Raw genomic sequence first — 16,524 nt, 5'->3', positions numbered from 1 at the left:
AATGACGCGATGGCGCGTCACAGGAGAGGAACACCATGGTTCTCAGCACGACGGTTCGAAGCAGGATCCGGATCTACTGGCCCGTGCAGCCGGAGACGTTCGCCGAGGTCGTCGCTGGCAACGCCGCGGTCTTCGCAGACAGCCCAGACGTTCGGCCCCTGAGAGAGGCCCTCTCGTCGTTCCCGGAGGTCGGGGACTTCGGCGACTACAAGACGGTGACGGAGGTCTCGATCGGCTTCGAGGGCTTCACCGTCGGCCCGGGGGCTCAGCCGACGCTCGGATCCGCCGGAGAGCGCACCATCTCACCGACGCTCGCCGTGACGACCCACGTCGAGAGCGAGCTGGGCTCTCGCCGGCTCACGGAGATCCTCGAGCGCATCGTCGAGGTCCATCCGTGGGAGGTTCCGGTCATCGAGGTCACCGAGGGCGTGACGCTCGTCTCGCGCGCCAGAGACGAGCCTCCTGCCGCCCGCAGCGATCTGTGGCCCCAGCTGCGTTCGGCCATGCTCGGCCGCACGTTCACGGACCTCACGCACGCCTTCCATGCCGGCCAGCCGCGCTTCCCTGCATTCCCCGACGAGGAGCGGTCGGAGATCTTCTCCCTCGACCGCGGCGATGGCTTCACGGCCCACCGGTACTCGATCATCGGCCAGTGGGGCACGCACGTCGACCCGCCCTCGCACTTCGCGCAGGGCGGACGCAGCCTCGATGAGCTGCCCGTCGCGGAGATGATCCTTCCGCTGGTCGTGCTCGATATCAGCGCGCGTGCCGCAGCCGACCCCGATGCGACCCCGACGCTGCAGGACATCGAGCTCTGGGAGAGCGAGCACGGGAGGATCCCCGCTCGATCCTTCGTCGCGCTGCGCACCGACTGGAGCACGCGGTGGCCTGACGCGTCGGCCATGGCGAACGCGAGCGCCGACGGCGTCAGCCACGTGCCTGGATGGAGTCGCGAGGTGCTGGCGTTCCTGGTCACCCAGCGTGATGTCGCGGCGGTCGGCCACGAGCAGACCGACACCGACCCGGGCTCCGCGACCTCGGTGGGCGACTTCAGCCTCGAGCGGTATCTGCTGGAGCAGGACCGCTGGCAGATCGAGCTCATGGCGCACCTCGACCGCGTCCCAGCGGCGGGGGCGGCTGTGGTCGCGACGTGGCCCAAGCCCCTGGGCGGCAGCGGATTCCCGGCGCGCGTCTTCGCCATCCACTGAGCGTCGCTAGGCTGGCCGCGTGGACTCCAACTCGAGCATGGGGCGTGCGCTGGGCGTGCTCACGACCCTCGCCGACCTCACGCGCGTGGCGCCGCACCGAGCGACCGTCGCGCAGGTCGCGGCGATGCTCGAGCGTGACCGCTCGCAGGTGTCTCGGACGCTCAAGTTCCTCACGGAGGAAGGGGCGGTCACGAGGCTCGAGGACCGGAGCTACCAGCTCGGCTGGCGGGGCTACGCCACCGCTCAGGAGCTCACCGATCGTCGCCTCCAGACCGACGGACTCACGCTGCTCGAGGAGCTCGCCGAGAGGACGCGCGAGGCCTGCTTCATCGGCGTGCTGAGCGGTGACAGCACGGTGACGATCGTGGAGGCGCTCCCGACGGCCGCGCGCATGATCGGGTCATGGCTGGGGCGCCCCTACCCCGCGTTCTGCTCGGACGCGGGGCAGGGGGTGCTGTGGGATGCCACCGACGACGAGATCGCCGCGGTGCTCGCCGCGACCGAGTTCCGGGCCGCGGGCCCGAACGCCGCGGCCAGCCTGGAGGAGTTCCTGGCGAGGCTCACGGCTGCGCGCGAGCGCGGCTACTCGATCGTGGATGAGGAGGCCGAACCCGGCCTGTACTCAGTGGGTGCGCCGGTGTACGACTTCCGCGGTGAGGTGGTCGCCGCCGTGCAGATCGTCGGCACACGCGAACAGCTGCGTCCGAAGACGGCAGAGCTGGGTGCGGCCGCCCGGGACTGCGCCCTGACGCTGTCCACGATTCTCGCCGCTCCAGCGCACTGAGCATCGCGTGCTCCCCCGCGCATCCGCGTGGGGTGCTCAGGAAGCGGCGAGCGCGCTGAGGCGATCGGCCGCCGCCGCCATGGCCGCGACGAGACGCGGCTGTGTCGCCTCCGGGAGCGCCCGCGACACACAGCTCAGGGCGCCGACGATGGCCCCTTCTTCGCCGCGAATCGGAGCGGCCAGGTCGGAGGTCCCGTGCTCGAACTCCTCGAACGCGTCGATGTGTCCGGTCGCGCGATCGCGAGTCTGTCGTTCTGAGAGCTCCGTGACCGAGTAGGGGGCTCTCGGGCCGCCGACTCCGACGAATTGTGCGCTCCCGAGCAGCGTCTGGAGCTCATCCGTCGACGCGTCCCAGAGCAGCGCCCTGCCAGCTCCCGTGCACCAGATCGGCGTCACCATCCCCGGGCGGACCGAGGTGCTGGCGCCGGACGCGGGCGACTCGAACCTGAGGAGCAAGGCCCTGTCTCCGAGCGACGCAGAGATGCGGGCATCCACCTGGAACGCGGAAACGAGCCCACGGAGCTCTCGACGCGCCTCCCGGAGCCACGGCATCTGGCGGGCTGCGGCCACTTCGAAATGGCGGCGGCCTGGCCGGAAGGCGAGGTCTCTGTTCTTCTCGAGCATGCCCAGCTGGACGAGCTCCTGAGTGAGTCGCGACACCCGGCTGCGCTCGAGCCCTGTGTGGTCGGCCAGCCTCGAGACAGTGAACGCGCTGCGTCCCGTCGCCTCGCGCTGCGTCGCCGCGGCGAGCAGCTGCAGGCCCTGGGAGAGCGACGATTGCTGGTGCATGCGAGGCTCCCGTCTCTTGGGGCTGCTGGGCAACTCGGTGGTCGTGACGTTTCAGCCTAGCGCCGTGGCACCCTCCAGGGCGTGCACGCCAGTGGCCTTCCGCGGGAGCATTCTTCCCCACGCCGTGTAGAGGTCGGCGGCGAGGTGCCCGTGCGCGAGCTCCAGGTCGGCGCCTGTCACTTCCTCACCGCCCTGTCGGCCGTACAGGACCACCTCGTCACCGGGGAACACGCCGTGCACCTCCGTGACGTCGATGGTGAGGCAGTTCATGGCGAGCAGGTCGATGACGGGAGCGCGCTTGCCCCGGATGAGGACTTCGGCTCGACCGCTCAGGTCGCGGGGGTAGCCGTCGCCGTATCCCACTGGAACCGTCGCGAGCACGGAGTCCCTTGCGAGCGTATGTGCGCGGTTGTAGCCGACGCTCTCGCCGCGCGAGTAGCCGTTGACGGCCGCGACGCGCGACTTGAGCGACATCGCCGTCCGGAACCGCTTCGGGTCGGCGGCCGTGTCGCCGTAGAGTGCCGCGCCGATCCGCACGAGGTCGAGTCTCGATCCCGGGACCGTGAACGCGGCGAAGGAGGTGGCGCAGTGCCGGTCGATCGGCGAACGCGCGCCTCGCTGCGCCAGACTCGCGCGGATGACCTCGGATTCGGCGACGAACCGTGCCGTGCCCGCCCGGACGTCGTCCGCATCCTCTTGAGGAAAGTGCGTCGCGATGCCGCGCACGTCGAGGCCTGGGAGCGAGGCGAGCGCGCGCAGCTCCGCCAGTCCCGCGTCCCGGGAGGCGTCGACGCCGTCACGGGAGATCCCGGATGAGTTGATGGAGAGGTGCACCGGGATGCTCTGTCCAGAGGCGACGGCGACGGCCGACGCGGCGGTCGCGTGGGGGAAGCCGCCGATCCATTCCTCGATCATCCAGGCGGTGCCCGCCTGCATCTCCTGCGGCTGCGCTGAACGCAGCCGCAGGAGACGCCCCGTGAAGCCAAGGGCGCGGAGTTGGGCGGCTTCACGGTTCCTCGAGATGCCGAGCATCTCGATGTCGTGGGCGATGACGACGGGGCCGACGAGATCGATGCCATGCCCGTAGGCGTCGGACTTCAGCACGACGCAGAGCGTGCTGTTGCCGGCGAGCTCTCGCTTGATCTCCCGAAGGTTGTGGTGGATGGCGTCGAGGTTGATCTCAACCCAGACCGGCTCCGCCGTCATCGCGGTGGTCATGACGTGTGGCTCCTCGGTGTGTCCAGCTTTTCTGCTGGGGTGGAGGCGGCTTCCTCGTCGACGAGGAGCGCCGGTTTCGCGCCCCGTCGCGTGTACCGCCACCAGAAGACGACGTAGCAGGCGATGACGAAGGGCACGCCGAAGTACAGCGCGGCGATCTGGTTCGGGTCGAACGCAATCGCGACGATCGAGATGCTGAGGAGCGCGAACGCGAGGATCGGGACGAACGGGTAGAGCGGGGTCCGGTAGGCCAGGGTGCTGACGTCGCCGCCGGCCCGGACGAACTTCCTCCTGTGGAAGAACTGGGACGCGACGATCGACATCCAGACGGCGACGACGGCGAAGCCTGCGACGGAGACGAGGACGAGGTAGACCGTCTCGGGCGCCATGACGCTCGAGATGAGCGAGGCGAGCCCGCCGAGCATGCTGACGCTGAGGGCTGTGAGGGGGATGCCTCGCCGGGTGAGCTTCGTGAAGGCGCGTGGGGCGTGCCCCTCCTCGGCGAGGGAGAAGAGCATCCGCGCGCAGGAGAAGAGTCCGCTGTTGCCTGCGGAGAGCAGGGCCGTGATGATGACGAAGTTCATGATGTCGGCGGCGAACGGGATGCCGATGTACTCGAAGACGGTCACGAACGGGCTGTCGGTCACGCCGGTCTCCTCGTACGGGACGATGGCCGCGATGACGGTGATGGCGCCGATGAAGAAGATGACGAGGCGCAGCACCGTCGACTTGAGCGCACGCGGGATGTTCTTCGCCGGGTCCTTCGTCTCGCCGGCCGCGACGCCGATCAGCTCGGAGCCGCTGAAGGCGTAGAAGACGGCGAGGGCGGTCACCAGCACCCCGGAGATCCCGGTCGGGAAGAGGCCATCCGGCGTCTCGAAGTTCGTGAAGAACACGGGGCCGTGCTCGGCGGCTGGGCCACCGAACGGGGCGAAGCCGAAGATGGCGGCGCCGCCGAGGATGATGAGCACGACGATGGCTGCGACCTTGACGATCGAGAACCAGAACTCCGACTCCCCGAACACGCGCGCCGAGATGGCGTTCATGCCGAAGAGCGCGGCGGCGAACACCAGGCACCAGATCCAGACGTCGACGCCCGGGAACCACCGCTGCATGAGGATCCCGGCGGCGGTGAACTCGGAGCCGAGGGCGACGGCCCAGCAGAGCCAGTAGAGCCATGCTGTCGTGAAACCGGTCGCCGGGTTGATGCTCCGGGCCGCGTAGATGTGGAAGGCGCCCGAGACCGGGTAGGCGACGGCCAGCTCGCCCAGGCAGGTCATCACGAGGTAGACGACGACGGCGCCGATGCCGTAGGCGAGGACGGCGCCGAGGGGGCCAGCCTGCGAGATGGTGTAGCCGGAGCTCAGGAACAGGCCAGAGCCGATGACTCCGCCGAGCGCGATCATGACGAGGTGACGCGCGCCCATGGATCGCTGCAGCTTGCGCAGGGGCACTTGGGTCGACGTCGTGTGCGGGAGCGAGTTGGGCAGCTCTTCGTGCGTTGAGGGGGACATGGGCTCACCTTTGAGTTCTGTGTCGCGGTCGAGGAGCAGTGTGCAACATAGCCACGCGTTGATGCCTATATTGCATCCTCTAGAGGTAATTCCCAAGTATCCCGACGAACTGCGCCGACGCAAGCGTCCGAACCCGCGTCAGGCACATGGGCAGTGCAGCGAGCAGAACGGCAGCCACGAGCAGCGAAAAGACAGCATCGCGCTGCCGCCACTGCAACCCAGGCTGAGGGCACCTAGAACACACAAGGAGACACCGTGAGAAATTACGATCTGGCCCTCATCGGGTTCGGCGGCGTCAGCCGAGCCCTCGCAGAGATCATCAGCAACGACGCTGCACGCCTGACCGCCCAGCTCGGCTTCACCCTCAGAGTCGTCGCCATCACCGACCTCGCATTCGGATCGCTGGTGCAGCCGGGCGGAATCGACCTCGAACATGTCCTCGCACTGCCCCGCGGCTCCGATTTCGGGGGCCTCCCAGGCGGATCGGCAGAACCGAACAACCGAGAGGTCATCCAGGGATGCACGGCGGACATCGTCGTCGAGGCCACCTTCACGAACCCGAGCGACGGAGAGCCTGCGGCCTCCCACGTCAGGTGGGCACTGGAATCCGGCAAGCACGTCACGACGACGAACAAGGGGCCGGTTGCCCTCCACGCCGCGTCGCTCAGTGCGCTCGCGGCGACGCGAGGGCTGGCGTTCGAGTTCGAGGGCTCCGTGCTCAGCGGAACCCCGATCCTCCGGTTCGCGCAGCAGATGCTCCCTGCGCTCACCGTGAACTCCGTCGAGGGCATCCTCAACGGCACGAGCAACTACGTCCTCGGCCGCCGCGAGGCGGGCGTCTCGCTCGAAGCCGCCATCGCTGAAGCGCAGCAGCTCGGGTACGCGGAAGCCGACCCGACCGCGGACATCGAAGGGTCGGATGTGCGGCTCAAGGTCGCCATCCTCGCGCAGCAGGTCCTCGGCGTCGACGTGCCGACGACCGAGGTCGTCACGGAGGGGATCTCCGGCATCACCGATGCGGACATCGTGGAAGCCGCGGCTCAGGGTCTCAGGTGGAAGCTCGTCGGCTCGGCGACGCGCACCGCAGAGGGCGGGGTGGAGGCGAGCGTGCGGCCCGTCGCGCTCAGCGCGGAGCATCCACTCGCCGGCATCACCGGCCCGACCAACGCCGTGACGTTCACGACGGACCTGCTCGGTCAGGTCACCGTGGCCGGGCCAGGAGCAGGCCGAGTGGAGACGGCATACGCGCTCATCTCCGACCTCGTCGCCATCGACAGGGCGGCATCGCGACGCGTCGCCCCCGAAGATGAGCTCGTCGGGCTGTTCGGGGCGACGCTGTGACCGCCCTGTCGTCGCTCTCGAGGGAGCACCGCGCGCTCGCAGCACGGGGGGAGGAGCTCGTCGTCACGAGCCCCGCCGATGGAGCCATCGTCGGCGGGGTCCGGCAGCACCTCGCAGAAGATCTCCCCGAGATCCTGGCCCGAGCGCGGGCGGGCAGCCTCGTCGCGAAGTGCCTGTCGCGGCACGAGCGAGCGAGCGTCCTCGAGCGCGCCGCCGACCTCCTCCGTGACCGGTCGGAAGCCGTCGCCGACCTCATCGTCGCGGAGGCCGGGAAGACCATCCGCCAGGCGCGCAAGGAGGTCTCGCGCTGCCAGAACACCCTCAAGCTGTCGGCTGCCCAGGCCCGCAGCAACGCGGGCGAGGTGATCCCGTTCGACGCATATGAAGGCGAGGAGACCCGCACGGGATGGTTCACACGGGAGCCGCTCGGCATCATCGTCGCCATCACGCCGTACAACGACGCGCTCAACCTCGTCGCGCACAAGATCGGCCCCGCCATCGCCGGGGGGAACGCCATCATCCTCAAGCCATCGCAGCTCACGCCGCTGACCGCCAGGCTCCTCGTCGACCTCCTCGTCGAAGCGGGCCTTCCAGCGGAGGTGATCACCACCGTGCACGGCGACCGTCGCCTGTCGCAGGCGCTCGTCTCGGCCAGGGAGGTCCGCATGGTGTCCTTCACGGGAGGGTTCCGGACGGGTGAGGCGATCGCCGCCTCCGCCGGCATCAAGAAGGTCGCCATGGAGCTGGGAGGCAACGCGCCCGTGCTCGTCTTCGCTGACGCCGACCTCGAGGCCGCCATCGGGCGCTGCGTCTCTGGATCGTTCTGGGCAGCGGGGCAGAACTGCATCGGCACGCAGCGCATCATCGTGCACGAATCGATCGTCGGGCGCTTCCGAACGGCGTTCGTCGCCGCCGCCTCCGAGCTCACCTTCGGCGACCCCAGGCAGGAGACGACCGACGTGGGTCCGATGATCAGCGCCGCCGCCGCCCGATCGGCGGAGGAAGCGGTCGAGGCCGCGGTTCGCGCGGGGGCCGAGCTGCTTCTCGGCGGTCGCGCCGAAGGGCACATCTTCCCGCCGACCGTCCTCACCGACGTCCCTCGCGAGCAATGCCTGTGGGCGGAGGAGGCCTTCGCGCCGATCGTCGTCATCGAGGCCTTCTCCACCTTCGAGGAGGCCGTCGATCTCGCCAACGAGCCCGAGTACGCGCTGCACGCTGCGGTCTTCACGGGCAGTCTCGCGACGGCGATGCGAGCGACTCGCGAACTCGACGCCGGAGCCGTCATGGTCAACGACTCCTCCGACTACCGCTTCGACGCGATGCCGTTCGGTGGTGCCAAGTACGGGAGCATGGGGCGCGAAGGCGTCCGGTTCGCCTACGAGGACATGACGCAGACCAAGGTCGTCGGCATCCTGGAGTGACCCGCATCACACGGGCGCCGTGAACGAGGGCGAGCGGATGCAGTCGGCGTGTGCATCCGCTCGCCGTTCGGCCTCGGTTTGGGAACGCTCGCCGATCATCGACCCGACCGGCCGCCCAGCGGAGTAGATTGCGCGCATGACTTTCAACGAGAACGCGAAGCTCGACACGAGCGGCGTGCAGAAGCGCGGCCGGGGGGCCAAGACCGCCGCGATCGGCGGCGGTTCGATCGGCCTGCTCATCGTGGCGTTCCTCGCCTCGCAGTTCCTCGGAGTCGACCTGACGGGGCTCGTCAGCGGCGTCGACACGGGCCAGCAGTCGCAGGAGCAGGTCGAGGGCACCGGCCTCGAGGCCTGCCAGACCGGCGCTGACGCGAACGCGCAGATCGAGTGCCGCATGGTCGGCGTGCAGAACTCGCTCGCCGACTTCTGGGAGACCGAGAGCGCGGCCGTCGGCGTCACGTACGAGCGGCCCGGGTTCATCCTCTACGAAGGCCAGACGAGCTCGGCCTGCGGTACCGCGTCCAACGCGGTCGGCCCGTTCTACTGCCCCGGCGACTCGTCCATGTACGTCGACACGTCGTTCTTCCAGCTGCTCACCTCGCAGCTGGGCGCCAAGGAGGGCCCGCTCGCGGAGATGTACGTCGTCGCGCACGAGTGGGGCCACCACATCCAGCACCAGATGGGTGTCTTCGACACTACGAACCGCACCGACACGGGGCCGACCTCTGACGGCGTGCGCATCGAGCTGCAGGCCGACTGCTTCGCCGGCTCCTGGCTGGGCGCCGCGGCGACCACCGAGACCGCCGATGGCGTCACGCTCCTCGAGCCGCCGACACGCGAGCAGGTGGATGTCGCCCTGTCGGCAGCATCCGCCGTCGGCGACGACCACATCCAGGGCCAGCAGGGCCAGGTGAACCCTGAGTCGTTCACGCACGGCACGAGCGAGCAGCGCGTGAACTGGTTCGTCACGGGCTACGAGCAGGGCACCGGCGCCTGCGACACCTTCGCGGTCAGCGGCAGCCAGCTCTAGCGTTCATCGCGCGTCGCGCCGGCGAACAGCATCGTGGCCCGGTGCCGCTCATCCTGAGATGAGCCGCACCGGGCCACACCCGTCTCGGCGGTCCGGCGGTCCGGCGCGCTCCTCGGGCTGGCCAACTGGCGTGACGAGGGCGCGCAACTGGCGCCGGACGCCGCCCGAGGCCGCGGCTCGTCCCGAAAGTCGGCCAGCGGTGGCAGGATGCGCCACCGAGAGGCCCCGGGTCGGGCTCCCGGCGAGAGGTGCCGGCGCGGGCTCCGCTCTAGAACTCCTCGTGCGTGTCCGGGTCCTGGTCCCAGATGCGTCCGCGCTCGAGGGCGGAGAGCGCATCCACCTCGGCCTGGTCGAGCTGGAAGCCGAAGATGTCGAGGTTCTTCGCCTGGCGCTCGGTGGACCGTGACTTCGGGATCGGCACCGAGCCGAGCTCGACGTGCCACCGGAGAATCGCCTGCGCTGGCGACACCTCGTGCGCGGCGGCGATCTCGGCGACGACCGGGTGCTCGAGCAGCTCACCGCGACCGAGCGGGCTCCACGCCTCCGTCACGATGCCGTGCTCGGCGTGGAACGCGCGGAGCGCGGCCTGCGGGAAGAACGGGTGCAGCTCGACCTGGTTGACGGCGGGCGTGACACCCGTCGCGTCTGCGATCCTCGTGAGGTGCTCCGGTGTGAAGTTCGAGACGCCGATGGAGCGCACGCGACCGTCCTTCTGCAGCTGCACCAGAGCACGCCAGGTGTCGACGTACTTCTCGAGGCGCGGCAGCGGCCAGTGGATGAGGAGCAGGTCGAGCTGCTCGAGGCCGAGGCGCGCGATCGACTCGTCGAAGCCCGTCAGGGTCTCGTCGTAGCCGTGGAAGCGGCCGGGGATCTTGCTCGTCACGACGATCTCGGAGCGTGGCACCTCGGAGGCCCGGATGCCGCGGCCGACTGCTTCCTCGTTGTCGTAGCTGATGGCGGTGTCGAGCAGGCGGTAGCCGAGCGCAAGCGCCTCGCGAGTGGGGTCTGCCGAGTCCTCGCCCGCGTGGGGATAGGTGCCGAAGCCGATCGCGGGGATCGTGGTGCCGTCGTTGAGCCCGAGTGCAGGAACGTTGCTGGTCACTGTTCGCCTTCCGTCATTTGTCAGAACAAAGCGAGCCTAGGGTGTGCGCTCGGGAGGTTTCCGACCGTGACGCGCGGCGCCGCGTCGATGACGCCATCAGGTGGCAGAGATGGTGGAGGGAGCTGGCGTGGGGGAGTGGAGGTCCGCAAGCGCTTCCGTGATGGCTGCGCGCAGGCCGGCCGGTGGCTCCTCGCGCGTCGCGAGCACCACCTCACGCGTGAGCGTCGCGGGATCGATGGGCACGAATGCCACCGCGTCGTCGTGCCAGCTCGCCACCGAGGCAGGGACCACGGCGACGAGCTGCCCCGCGGCGATCATCCCGAGGATCGCGGGGTAATCGTCCGAGCGCATCCCGGTGCTGGCTTCGAACCCGGCCCTCCTGCAGTGTTCCCGGGTCGCCTCGTCGAGCGTGTCTCCACCGGAGGCACCGAACGCCCAGCGGTCGTCGCGCAGCTCGCCGAATCCCCGGACCGGCTGCCGGCGCTCGGCGGCCGCGAGCGGATGCTCGCGGGGCACGGCGAGGAAGAGCGGCTCGGCGAAGAGGAGCGTGGTGGTGATCTCGGGGGACAGCGGCGTCGGCAGGTCCGACGCCTGGAACAGGACCGCCGCGTCGAGCCGCCCCTGCTCGAGCTGCCGGCCGAGGCGCTCGCACTCGTCGAGGGTCAGCTCGAGGCTGAGCTGCTCCCGTTCGGCGCGGCTCAGGATGCCGGGCACGACCAGGGCGCCGAGCGTGGGGAAGATGCCGAAGCGGACGAGGCGTCGCTCATCGTCGAGCCAGGCGTCGAGCTCGGCGAAGGCCCGGCGTCCGCCCTCGAGCAGCTGCCTCGCCCGAGGTGCGAACACGGTGCCGGCCGCGGTCGGCACGCTTCCCCGAGGGCCTCGTTCGAGGAGCTTCGTGCCCGCCTGCTGCTCGAGGCGCTTCAGGTGGTGGTCGACGGTCGGGTGGCTCCAACCGAGTGTCGTCGCCGCGGCTGAGACGGAGCCTGCCGCGAGCACCGCGTCGAACGCCGCGAGTCCGCGGAAGTCGGGGAGGTCCGCGGATCGGCGATCATACATAGCTTCAGTCTAGGGCTGAAGCGACCCCGGCAACCTGTCATTCTCTCTTGGAACCCGGGGTGCCACGATAGGGGGATGACGCACGCACCTGAGTTCCCCACATTCGCCCTCGACGACGCAGCGGGCGCCTTCGGCGGAGCCGCGGCGAATGCGAGCGTGGACGTGCAGGGACAGAGTCCGATGGGGGCGAGCGGCGCGAGTCGCGAGACCGCCGGCGCCCCCTACGCGGCGGCGCTCGCGATGCACGCTGCCCGCGACTCGACGGCCTTCCTGGTCCCGGGGCACGGCGCCGACGCCAGCGGCCTCGGCCTCGGGCAGGCCGAGTACTTCGGCGAGCGCGTCCTCGAACTCGACGTGACGCCCCTGCTCGACGGCATCGACCTCGGTGACGGCTCGCCCCGCGAGCAGGCCGAGCGGCTCGCCGCCGACGCGTGGGGTGCGTCCAGGACCTGGTTCCTGACCGGCGGCTCCTCGATGGGCAACCGCATGGCCGCGCTCGCGGCCAGGGGGCTGGGCGAGGGCGTGCTCATGCAGCGCAGCGCTCACTCGAGCTTCGTCGACGGCATCATCCTCGGCGGCTCCTCGCCGAGCTTCGTGCTGCCCGAGGTCGACCTCGAGCACGGCATCGCCCACGGCGTCACCCCTGAATCGGTCGCCGAAGCGCTCGCCGAGCGGCAGTCATCCGGCGGCGGCCAAGTCGCGGCCATCTACATCGTGTCCCCGAGCTACTTCGGCGCGGTCGCCGATGTCGCCGGCATCGCCGAGGTCGCGCACGAGGCCGGCGCCGCGCTCATCGTCGACGCCGCCTGGGGTGCCCACTTCGGCTTCCTTCCCGAGCTTCCGGACTCCCCGGTTCGGCTCGGCGCCGACCTCGTCGTGACGAGCACCCACAAGCTCACGTCCTCGCTCTCGCAGAGCGCGCTTGTCCACCTCGGGCACGGGTCCATCGCGCGAGCCCTCGAGCCGCACGTCGAGCGCGCCCACCGCATGACCGCATCCACGAGCGAGAGCTCCCTGCTGCTCGCATCGCTCGACCTCGACCGTCGTGACCTCGTCGAGCGCCGCGACCTGCTCGAGGAGTCGCACGCTGCCGTGCTCGCCGCCAGGGCGATGTTTCGTGCCGACGGCCGGTTCCCGGTGGCCTCCGACGAGTTCGGGGGCTTCCCGTCGACCGTCGCGATCGACCCCTTCCGCATCCCGCTCGACATCCGCGCGACTGGCCTCGACGGGCACACCGTGCGGCTGCGGCTCGCCCGCGAATACGGCGTGATGGTCGAGATGGCGACCGTCAGCTGCATCGTCGCGGTCATCGGCATCGGCAAGACGCCGGATACGCGCGTCCTGCTCGACGCGCTCGCCGAGATCGCGGCAGGCGCCGCCGCCGACTCGCGGTCCGCGGATGCGGCGGGCGACTCGGCCCCCTCGATCCCACCCATGCCGGGGCCAGGGGCCATGCGCATCCGCCCCCGCGCCGCGTACCTCGCCGACGCCGAGACGGTGTCGTTCTCGGATGCGGTCGGGCGCATCTCCGCCGACTCGCTCGCCGCCTACCCGCCAGGGATCCCGAACGTCCTCCCGGGTGAGGAGATCACGCTCGAGGTCGTCGACTTCCTCCGCGCTTCGGCTGCGGCGGGGAGCCATGTGCGCGGTGCGGTGGACTCGGCCGTCTCCGCGTTCCGCGTCGTCGTCGAGTAGCGGGGCAGCGCCGCGCTGGCGCTCCGGCGCGAGCAGTTCGGCGCTCTCGTGACCAGCTTCAGTGCAGAATCGCTGCTCAGCGCTTCCGGGGTGCGTTATGGGGCAGTTTTTGCACTGATGTTGGTCAGGCCGGGCTTCGTCTTGGCCCGGAGTCAGGCGCGTCCGGCGTCGGCCGGTGTGCCGTCGTCGAGGAGCAGGACAGCGCCGCGCTGGCGGTTCGGCGCGAGTAGGTCGGCGCACTCGTGACCAACTTCAGTGCAGAATCGCTGCTCAGCGCTTCCGGGGTGCGTGATGGGGCCGTTTTTGCACTGATGTTGGTCAGGCCGGGCTTCGTCTTGGCCCGGAGTTAGGCGCGTCCGGCGTCGGCCGGTGTGCCGTCGTCGAGGATGAGCTGCAGGAAGACCACGTCGAGCCAGCGGCCGAACTTCGTGCCGACCTGGTCGAGGCGGCCCGCATGCACGAACCCGAGGTGCTCGTGCAGACCGATCGAGGTCACGTTCGCCGCGTCGATGGCGGCCACCATGACGTGCTTGCCAGCGTCGCGGGCGCGGCCGATGAGCGCGAGCGTGAGGGCCTTCCCGAGCCCGCGCCCTCGGGCCTCGCCGCGCACGTAGACGGAGTGCTCGACCGTATGCCGGTAGCCGGAGAAGGTGCGGAAGTCGCCGTAGCTCGCGTAGCCGAGCACCGCATCCGATTCATCGACGGCGACGAGCACGGGCAGGCCGGCGGAGGTTCGCCCCGCGAACCAGGAGCGACGGTCGTCGTCGTCGACCGTCTCGGCGTTCCAGTTGACGGTCGTCGTCAGCACGTCCTCGTTGTAGATCGCGGTGATCGCGGGGATGTCGTCGACGGTGGCATCGCGAATGATCGGGGTCACCCGGCCAGTATCCCGCAGGGCCGCGCCCCCGCGCCCCCGCGCCTCGGCGAGCCCGGGCCGATGCCGATGCCGATGCCGATGCCTCGATGGCTCCGCGGCTCAGGCCGGGGCGCTGCCCGTCGACCCGCGCACCGCGAGACTCGTGACGACCCGCTGCACCCGCTGGAGCTGCACGGGATGCTGCATCCGCTCGAGCAGGAACGTGCCCGCCTGCACGCCGATCGCGAAGTTGCCGGTGTCGACGGACGTGAGGGAGACGACCTGGAATTTCGCGAGCGGGGAGTTGTCGTAGCCGGCGACGGAGAGGTCGGCGGGGACGCGCAGGCCGAGGGTGTCGGCGACCGAGAGCACGCCGATGGCCGAGGCGTCGTTGAAGGCGAAGATCGCGGTGACGCGTTCGGCGGCCGGGTGGCTGAGGAGCCGAGCTGCTGCGGCATGCGCGCTCTCCTCGCTCATGCCACCTGCGTCGACGACGGCGCTCGAGGCGACGCCTGCTTCCGTCATGGCGCGCAGGAACCCCTGCTCGCGCAGTCGGCTGATGCGACCCGGGCCCTGCAGGTACGCGATGCGGGTGTGGCCGAGGTCGAGGAGGTGGCGGGTCACCTGGTGGGCGCCCGCCTCGTCGTCGTTGGTGACGACGTCGATGGAGGGCAGCTCGGGGTCGAGGGTGCCGGCGAGCACGGTGGGGATGTCGTCGGCGATGCGTGCGATGGCATCGGCCTCAGAGGTGGTGCCGATGACGATGATGCCGTCGACGCCCTGCTGCGTGAGGGTCTGCAGCGAGCTGCGCCCGACGCGCTGGTCGGTGCGGCTGTCGGCGAGGAGGGTCGCGTAGCCGGAGGCGTGGAGCGTGGCGGAGACCCCTTCGAGGAGTTCGACGAACCAGGGGTTGCGGAGGTCGTTGACGATGAGGCCGACGGTCTTGGTCTTGGTGCGGGCGAGGCCTCGCGCGTGCGCGTTCGGCCGGTAGCCGAGCTCGGCGATCGCAGCGAGCACTGCCTGGCGTCTCGCGTCGCTCACGTGCGGTGCGTCGCGCAGGACCAGCGAGACGAGGGATTTGGAGACGCCGGCCTGCTCGGCGACGTCACGGATCGTGACTGGCGCCGCGGGGGACTTCGGGGTCTCGCTCACGAGGTCGCCTCCGTGGTCTGCATCTGGTCGTCACCAGCGTATGGCCTTTCTTGGCATCGTGTGGAACTATTTGCATCGATCCATATTTGTCCAAGAGTGGCAAGGCAGAGCAGACGAGCACCGAGGGTGACATGAGCAGACAGAACGCGCGCCGGCTGAGCGCAGGAATGGTCGGTGGCGGCACCGGTGCCGACATCGGCAAGACGCACCGATTCGGGATGCGGATGGACGACCGATACTCCCTCGACGCCGGGGTCTTCGGCCGCGACTGCGAGCAGTCGGCCGAGGTGGCCGCATCGCTCGGAGTCGCTCCGGAACGCAGCTATGCGAGCTACCAGGAGATGGCGGAGGTCGAGGCGACGAGGGAGGGCGGTGTCGACGTCGTCATCGTCGCCACGCCGAACGACAGCCACTTCGAGGTGGCGAAGGCGTTCCTCGAGCGCGGCATCCACGTCGTGTGCGAGAAGCCGCTCACGCAGGACTCCGCGACCGCGCGCGAGCTCGTCGAGCTGGCGGCCGCGAGCGGAGCGATCCTCGCCGTCCCCCATTGCTACTCGGCCTACCCGATGGCGCGCGAGGCCGCCCGAATGATCAGCGACGGACGCCTGGGGCGCCTCACCTTCGTCGACGTCGAGCACGCCTCCGGATGGGCCGCGACGCCGCTGGAGCTGACCGGCCACAAGCAGGCGAGCTGGCGCACGGACCCCGACATCGCGGGCTTCCCGAGCGTGGTCGGGGACCTCGGCACGCACGCCTACCACCTCGCCCGCTACATCACGGGCCTCGAGGTCGAACAGGTCTCCGCCCAGCTGCACACGCTCGTGCCGGGACGCAGGGTCTTCGACAACGCGACGGTCGCGCTCAGGCTCGCCGACGAGACCCCCGGCCGTCTCTGGGCGAGCATGGCCGCGACGGGTCACAACCACGGGCTGCGCATCCGGGTGTTCGGCGATGAGGGTGGCCTCGAGTGGCAGCACGAGGACCCGCACCACCTCACCTTCCAGGACCTGGAGGGGACGACGACGATCTTCACGCACGGCCTCGCGTCGCTCTCCGAGGATTCCGCCAGGCTCACGAGGGTCGGGCTCGGGCACCCCGAGGGGTTCCTCGAGGCGTTCGGCAACTTCTACCGCGACCTCGCCGACGAGCTCGAGGCGCGCCGGGACGCGCGAGGCTCGACGGTCCGCGAGCTGTCGTTCCCGACGGGCATCGATGGTCTCATTGGGGTGCAGTTCGTCGAGGCCGTCGCAGCCTCGCATGCGGCGGATGGAGCGTGGACCGTGCCCGCGAGCGTCGCCGACCGCGACGCCGAGGTGGCTGCGGCTGACGCCGAGCTCCGGGAAGCCGGAGGGAAGTGA

The 16,524-nt window shown here is 70.0% G+C and carries 14 protein-coding genes; 7 read left to right on the top strand and 7 right to left on the bottom strand.

Annotation, left to right across the window (positions count from 1 at the left end; genetic code table 11):
• The first annotated feature begins 503 nt into the window (after nt 1-503).
• Entirely contained in the window at nt 504-1,208 is a 705-nt protein-coding gene (locus C5E10_RS15340; protein ID WP_104332388.1) for a cyclase family protein, read from the top strand.
• A gap of 19 nt (nt 1,209-1,227) precedes the next feature.
• Nucleotides 1,228-1,992, top strand: a complete 765-nt coding sequence (locus C5E10_RS15335) for an IclR family transcriptional regulator (RefSeq protein ID WP_258071167.1) — start codon at nt 1,228-1,230, stop codon at nt 1,990-1,992.
• 36 nt (nt 1,993-2,028) lie between these two features.
• On the opposite strand, the gene C5E10_RS15330 is transcribed toward C5E10_RS15335, so the two are convergent.
• From C5E10_RS15330 to C5E10_RS15320, 3 genes are read right to left on the bottom strand one after another with little or no spacing between them, the layout of a single operon-like run.
• On the bottom strand, nt 2,029-2,781 hold the full coding sequence (locus tag C5E10_RS15330; protein ID WP_104332358.1) for an IclR family transcriptional regulator: 753 nt from the start codon (nt 2,779-2,781) through the stop codon (nt 2,029-2,031).
• Nucleotides 2,782-2,832: 51 nt separating this feature from the next.
• Nucleotides 2,833-3,999, bottom strand: coding sequence for an alanine racemase (gene alr / locus C5E10_RS15325; protein ID WP_104332357.1), 1,167 nt, complete (start codon nt 3,997-3,999; stop codon nt 2,833-2,835).
• A complete protein-coding gene (locus C5E10_RS15320) occupies nt 3,996-5,513 on the bottom strand; it encodes an amino acid permease (protein ID WP_374953518.1) in 1,518 nt (505 codons plus the stop codon). Before C5E10_RS15320 ends, alr begins: the two co-directional genes overlap by 4 nt.
• Before the next feature lie 255 nt (nt 5,514-5,768).
• Between C5E10_RS15320 and C5E10_RS15315 the strand changes: the two genes are divergently transcribed.
• The 3 genes from C5E10_RS15315 (at nt 5,769) to C5E10_RS15305 (ending at nt 9,305) form a co-directional block, all read left to right on the top strand.
• On the top strand, nt 5,769-6,854 hold the full coding sequence (locus tag C5E10_RS15315) for a homoserine dehydrogenase (RefSeq protein ID WP_104332356.1): 1,086 nt from the start codon (nt 5,769-5,771) through the stop codon (nt 6,852-6,854).
• Entirely contained in the window at nt 6,851-8,275 is a 1,425-nt protein-coding gene (locus C5E10_RS15310) for an aldehyde dehydrogenase family protein (RefSeq protein WP_308471720.1), read from the top strand. Before C5E10_RS15315 ends, C5E10_RS15310 begins: the two co-directional genes overlap by 4 nt.
• A 136-nt stretch (nt 8,276-8,411) precedes the next feature.
• Entirely contained in the window at nt 8,412-9,305 is an 894-nt protein-coding gene (locus C5E10_RS15305; protein ID WP_104240207.1) for a neutral zinc metallopeptidase, read from the top strand.
• Nucleotides 9,306-9,573: 268 nt separating this feature from the next.
• Here the strand turns inward: C5E10_RS15305 and C5E10_RS15300 are convergent, their stop codons facing one another.
• Together C5E10_RS15300 and C5E10_RS15295 are read right to left on the bottom strand one after the other, a co-directional pair.
• Nucleotides 9,574-10,407, bottom strand: a complete 834-nt coding sequence (locus C5E10_RS15300; RefSeq protein ID WP_104332355.1) for an aldo/keto reductase — start codon at nt 10,405-10,407, stop codon at nt 9,574-9,576.
• Between the two features lie 96 nt (nt 10,408-10,503).
• Nucleotides 10,504-11,463, bottom strand: a complete 960-nt coding sequence (locus tag C5E10_RS15295) for a LysR family transcriptional regulator (protein ID WP_104332354.1) — start codon at nt 11,461-11,463, stop codon at nt 10,504-10,506.
• A 75-nt stretch (nt 11,464-11,538) separates the two neighbouring features.
• Here C5E10_RS15295 and C5E10_RS15290 point away from each other — a divergent pair, with 75 nt between their 5' ends.
• Nucleotides 11,539-13,158, top strand: a complete 1,620-nt coding sequence (locus tag C5E10_RS15290) for an aminotransferase class I/II-fold pyridoxal phosphate-dependent enzyme (protein ID WP_258071166.1) — start codon at nt 11,539-11,541, stop codon at nt 13,156-13,158.
• Between the two features lie 346 nt (nt 13,159-13,504).
• On the opposite strand, the gene C5E10_RS15285 is transcribed toward C5E10_RS15290, so the two are convergent.
• Both C5E10_RS15285 and C5E10_RS15280 read right to left on the bottom strand, forming a co-directional pair.
• Nucleotides 13,505-14,035: a GNAT family N-acetyltransferase gene (locus C5E10_RS15285; protein ID WP_104332353.1), complete on the bottom strand. Its 531-nt coding sequence runs from the start codon at nt 14,033-14,035 to the stop codon at nt 13,505-13,507.
• 99 nt (nt 14,036-14,134) lie between these two features.
• Nucleotides 14,135-15,166: a LacI family DNA-binding transcriptional regulator gene (locus C5E10_RS15280; RefSeq protein WP_104332352.1), complete on the bottom strand. Its 1,032-nt coding sequence runs from the start codon at nt 15,164-15,166 to the stop codon at nt 14,135-14,137.
• A gap of 131 nt (nt 15,167-15,297) precedes the next feature.
• Here C5E10_RS15280 and C5E10_RS15275 point away from each other — a divergent pair, with 131 nt between their 5' ends.
• The gene (locus C5E10_RS15275) at nt 15,298-16,524 is read left to right on the top strand and encodes a Gfo/Idh/MocA family protein (protein ID WP_104332383.1); all 1,227 of its coding nucleotides are present in this window, start codon (nt 15,298-15,300) and stop codon (nt 16,522-16,524) included.

The sequence above is a fragment of the Pseudoclavibacter sp. RFBG4 genome, from assembly GCF_002931515.1.
GTDB lineage: Bacteria > Actinomycetota > Actinomycetes > Actinomycetales > Microbacteriaceae > Pseudoclavibacter.
This window is presented reverse-complemented; position numbering and strand designations above follow the sequence as displayed.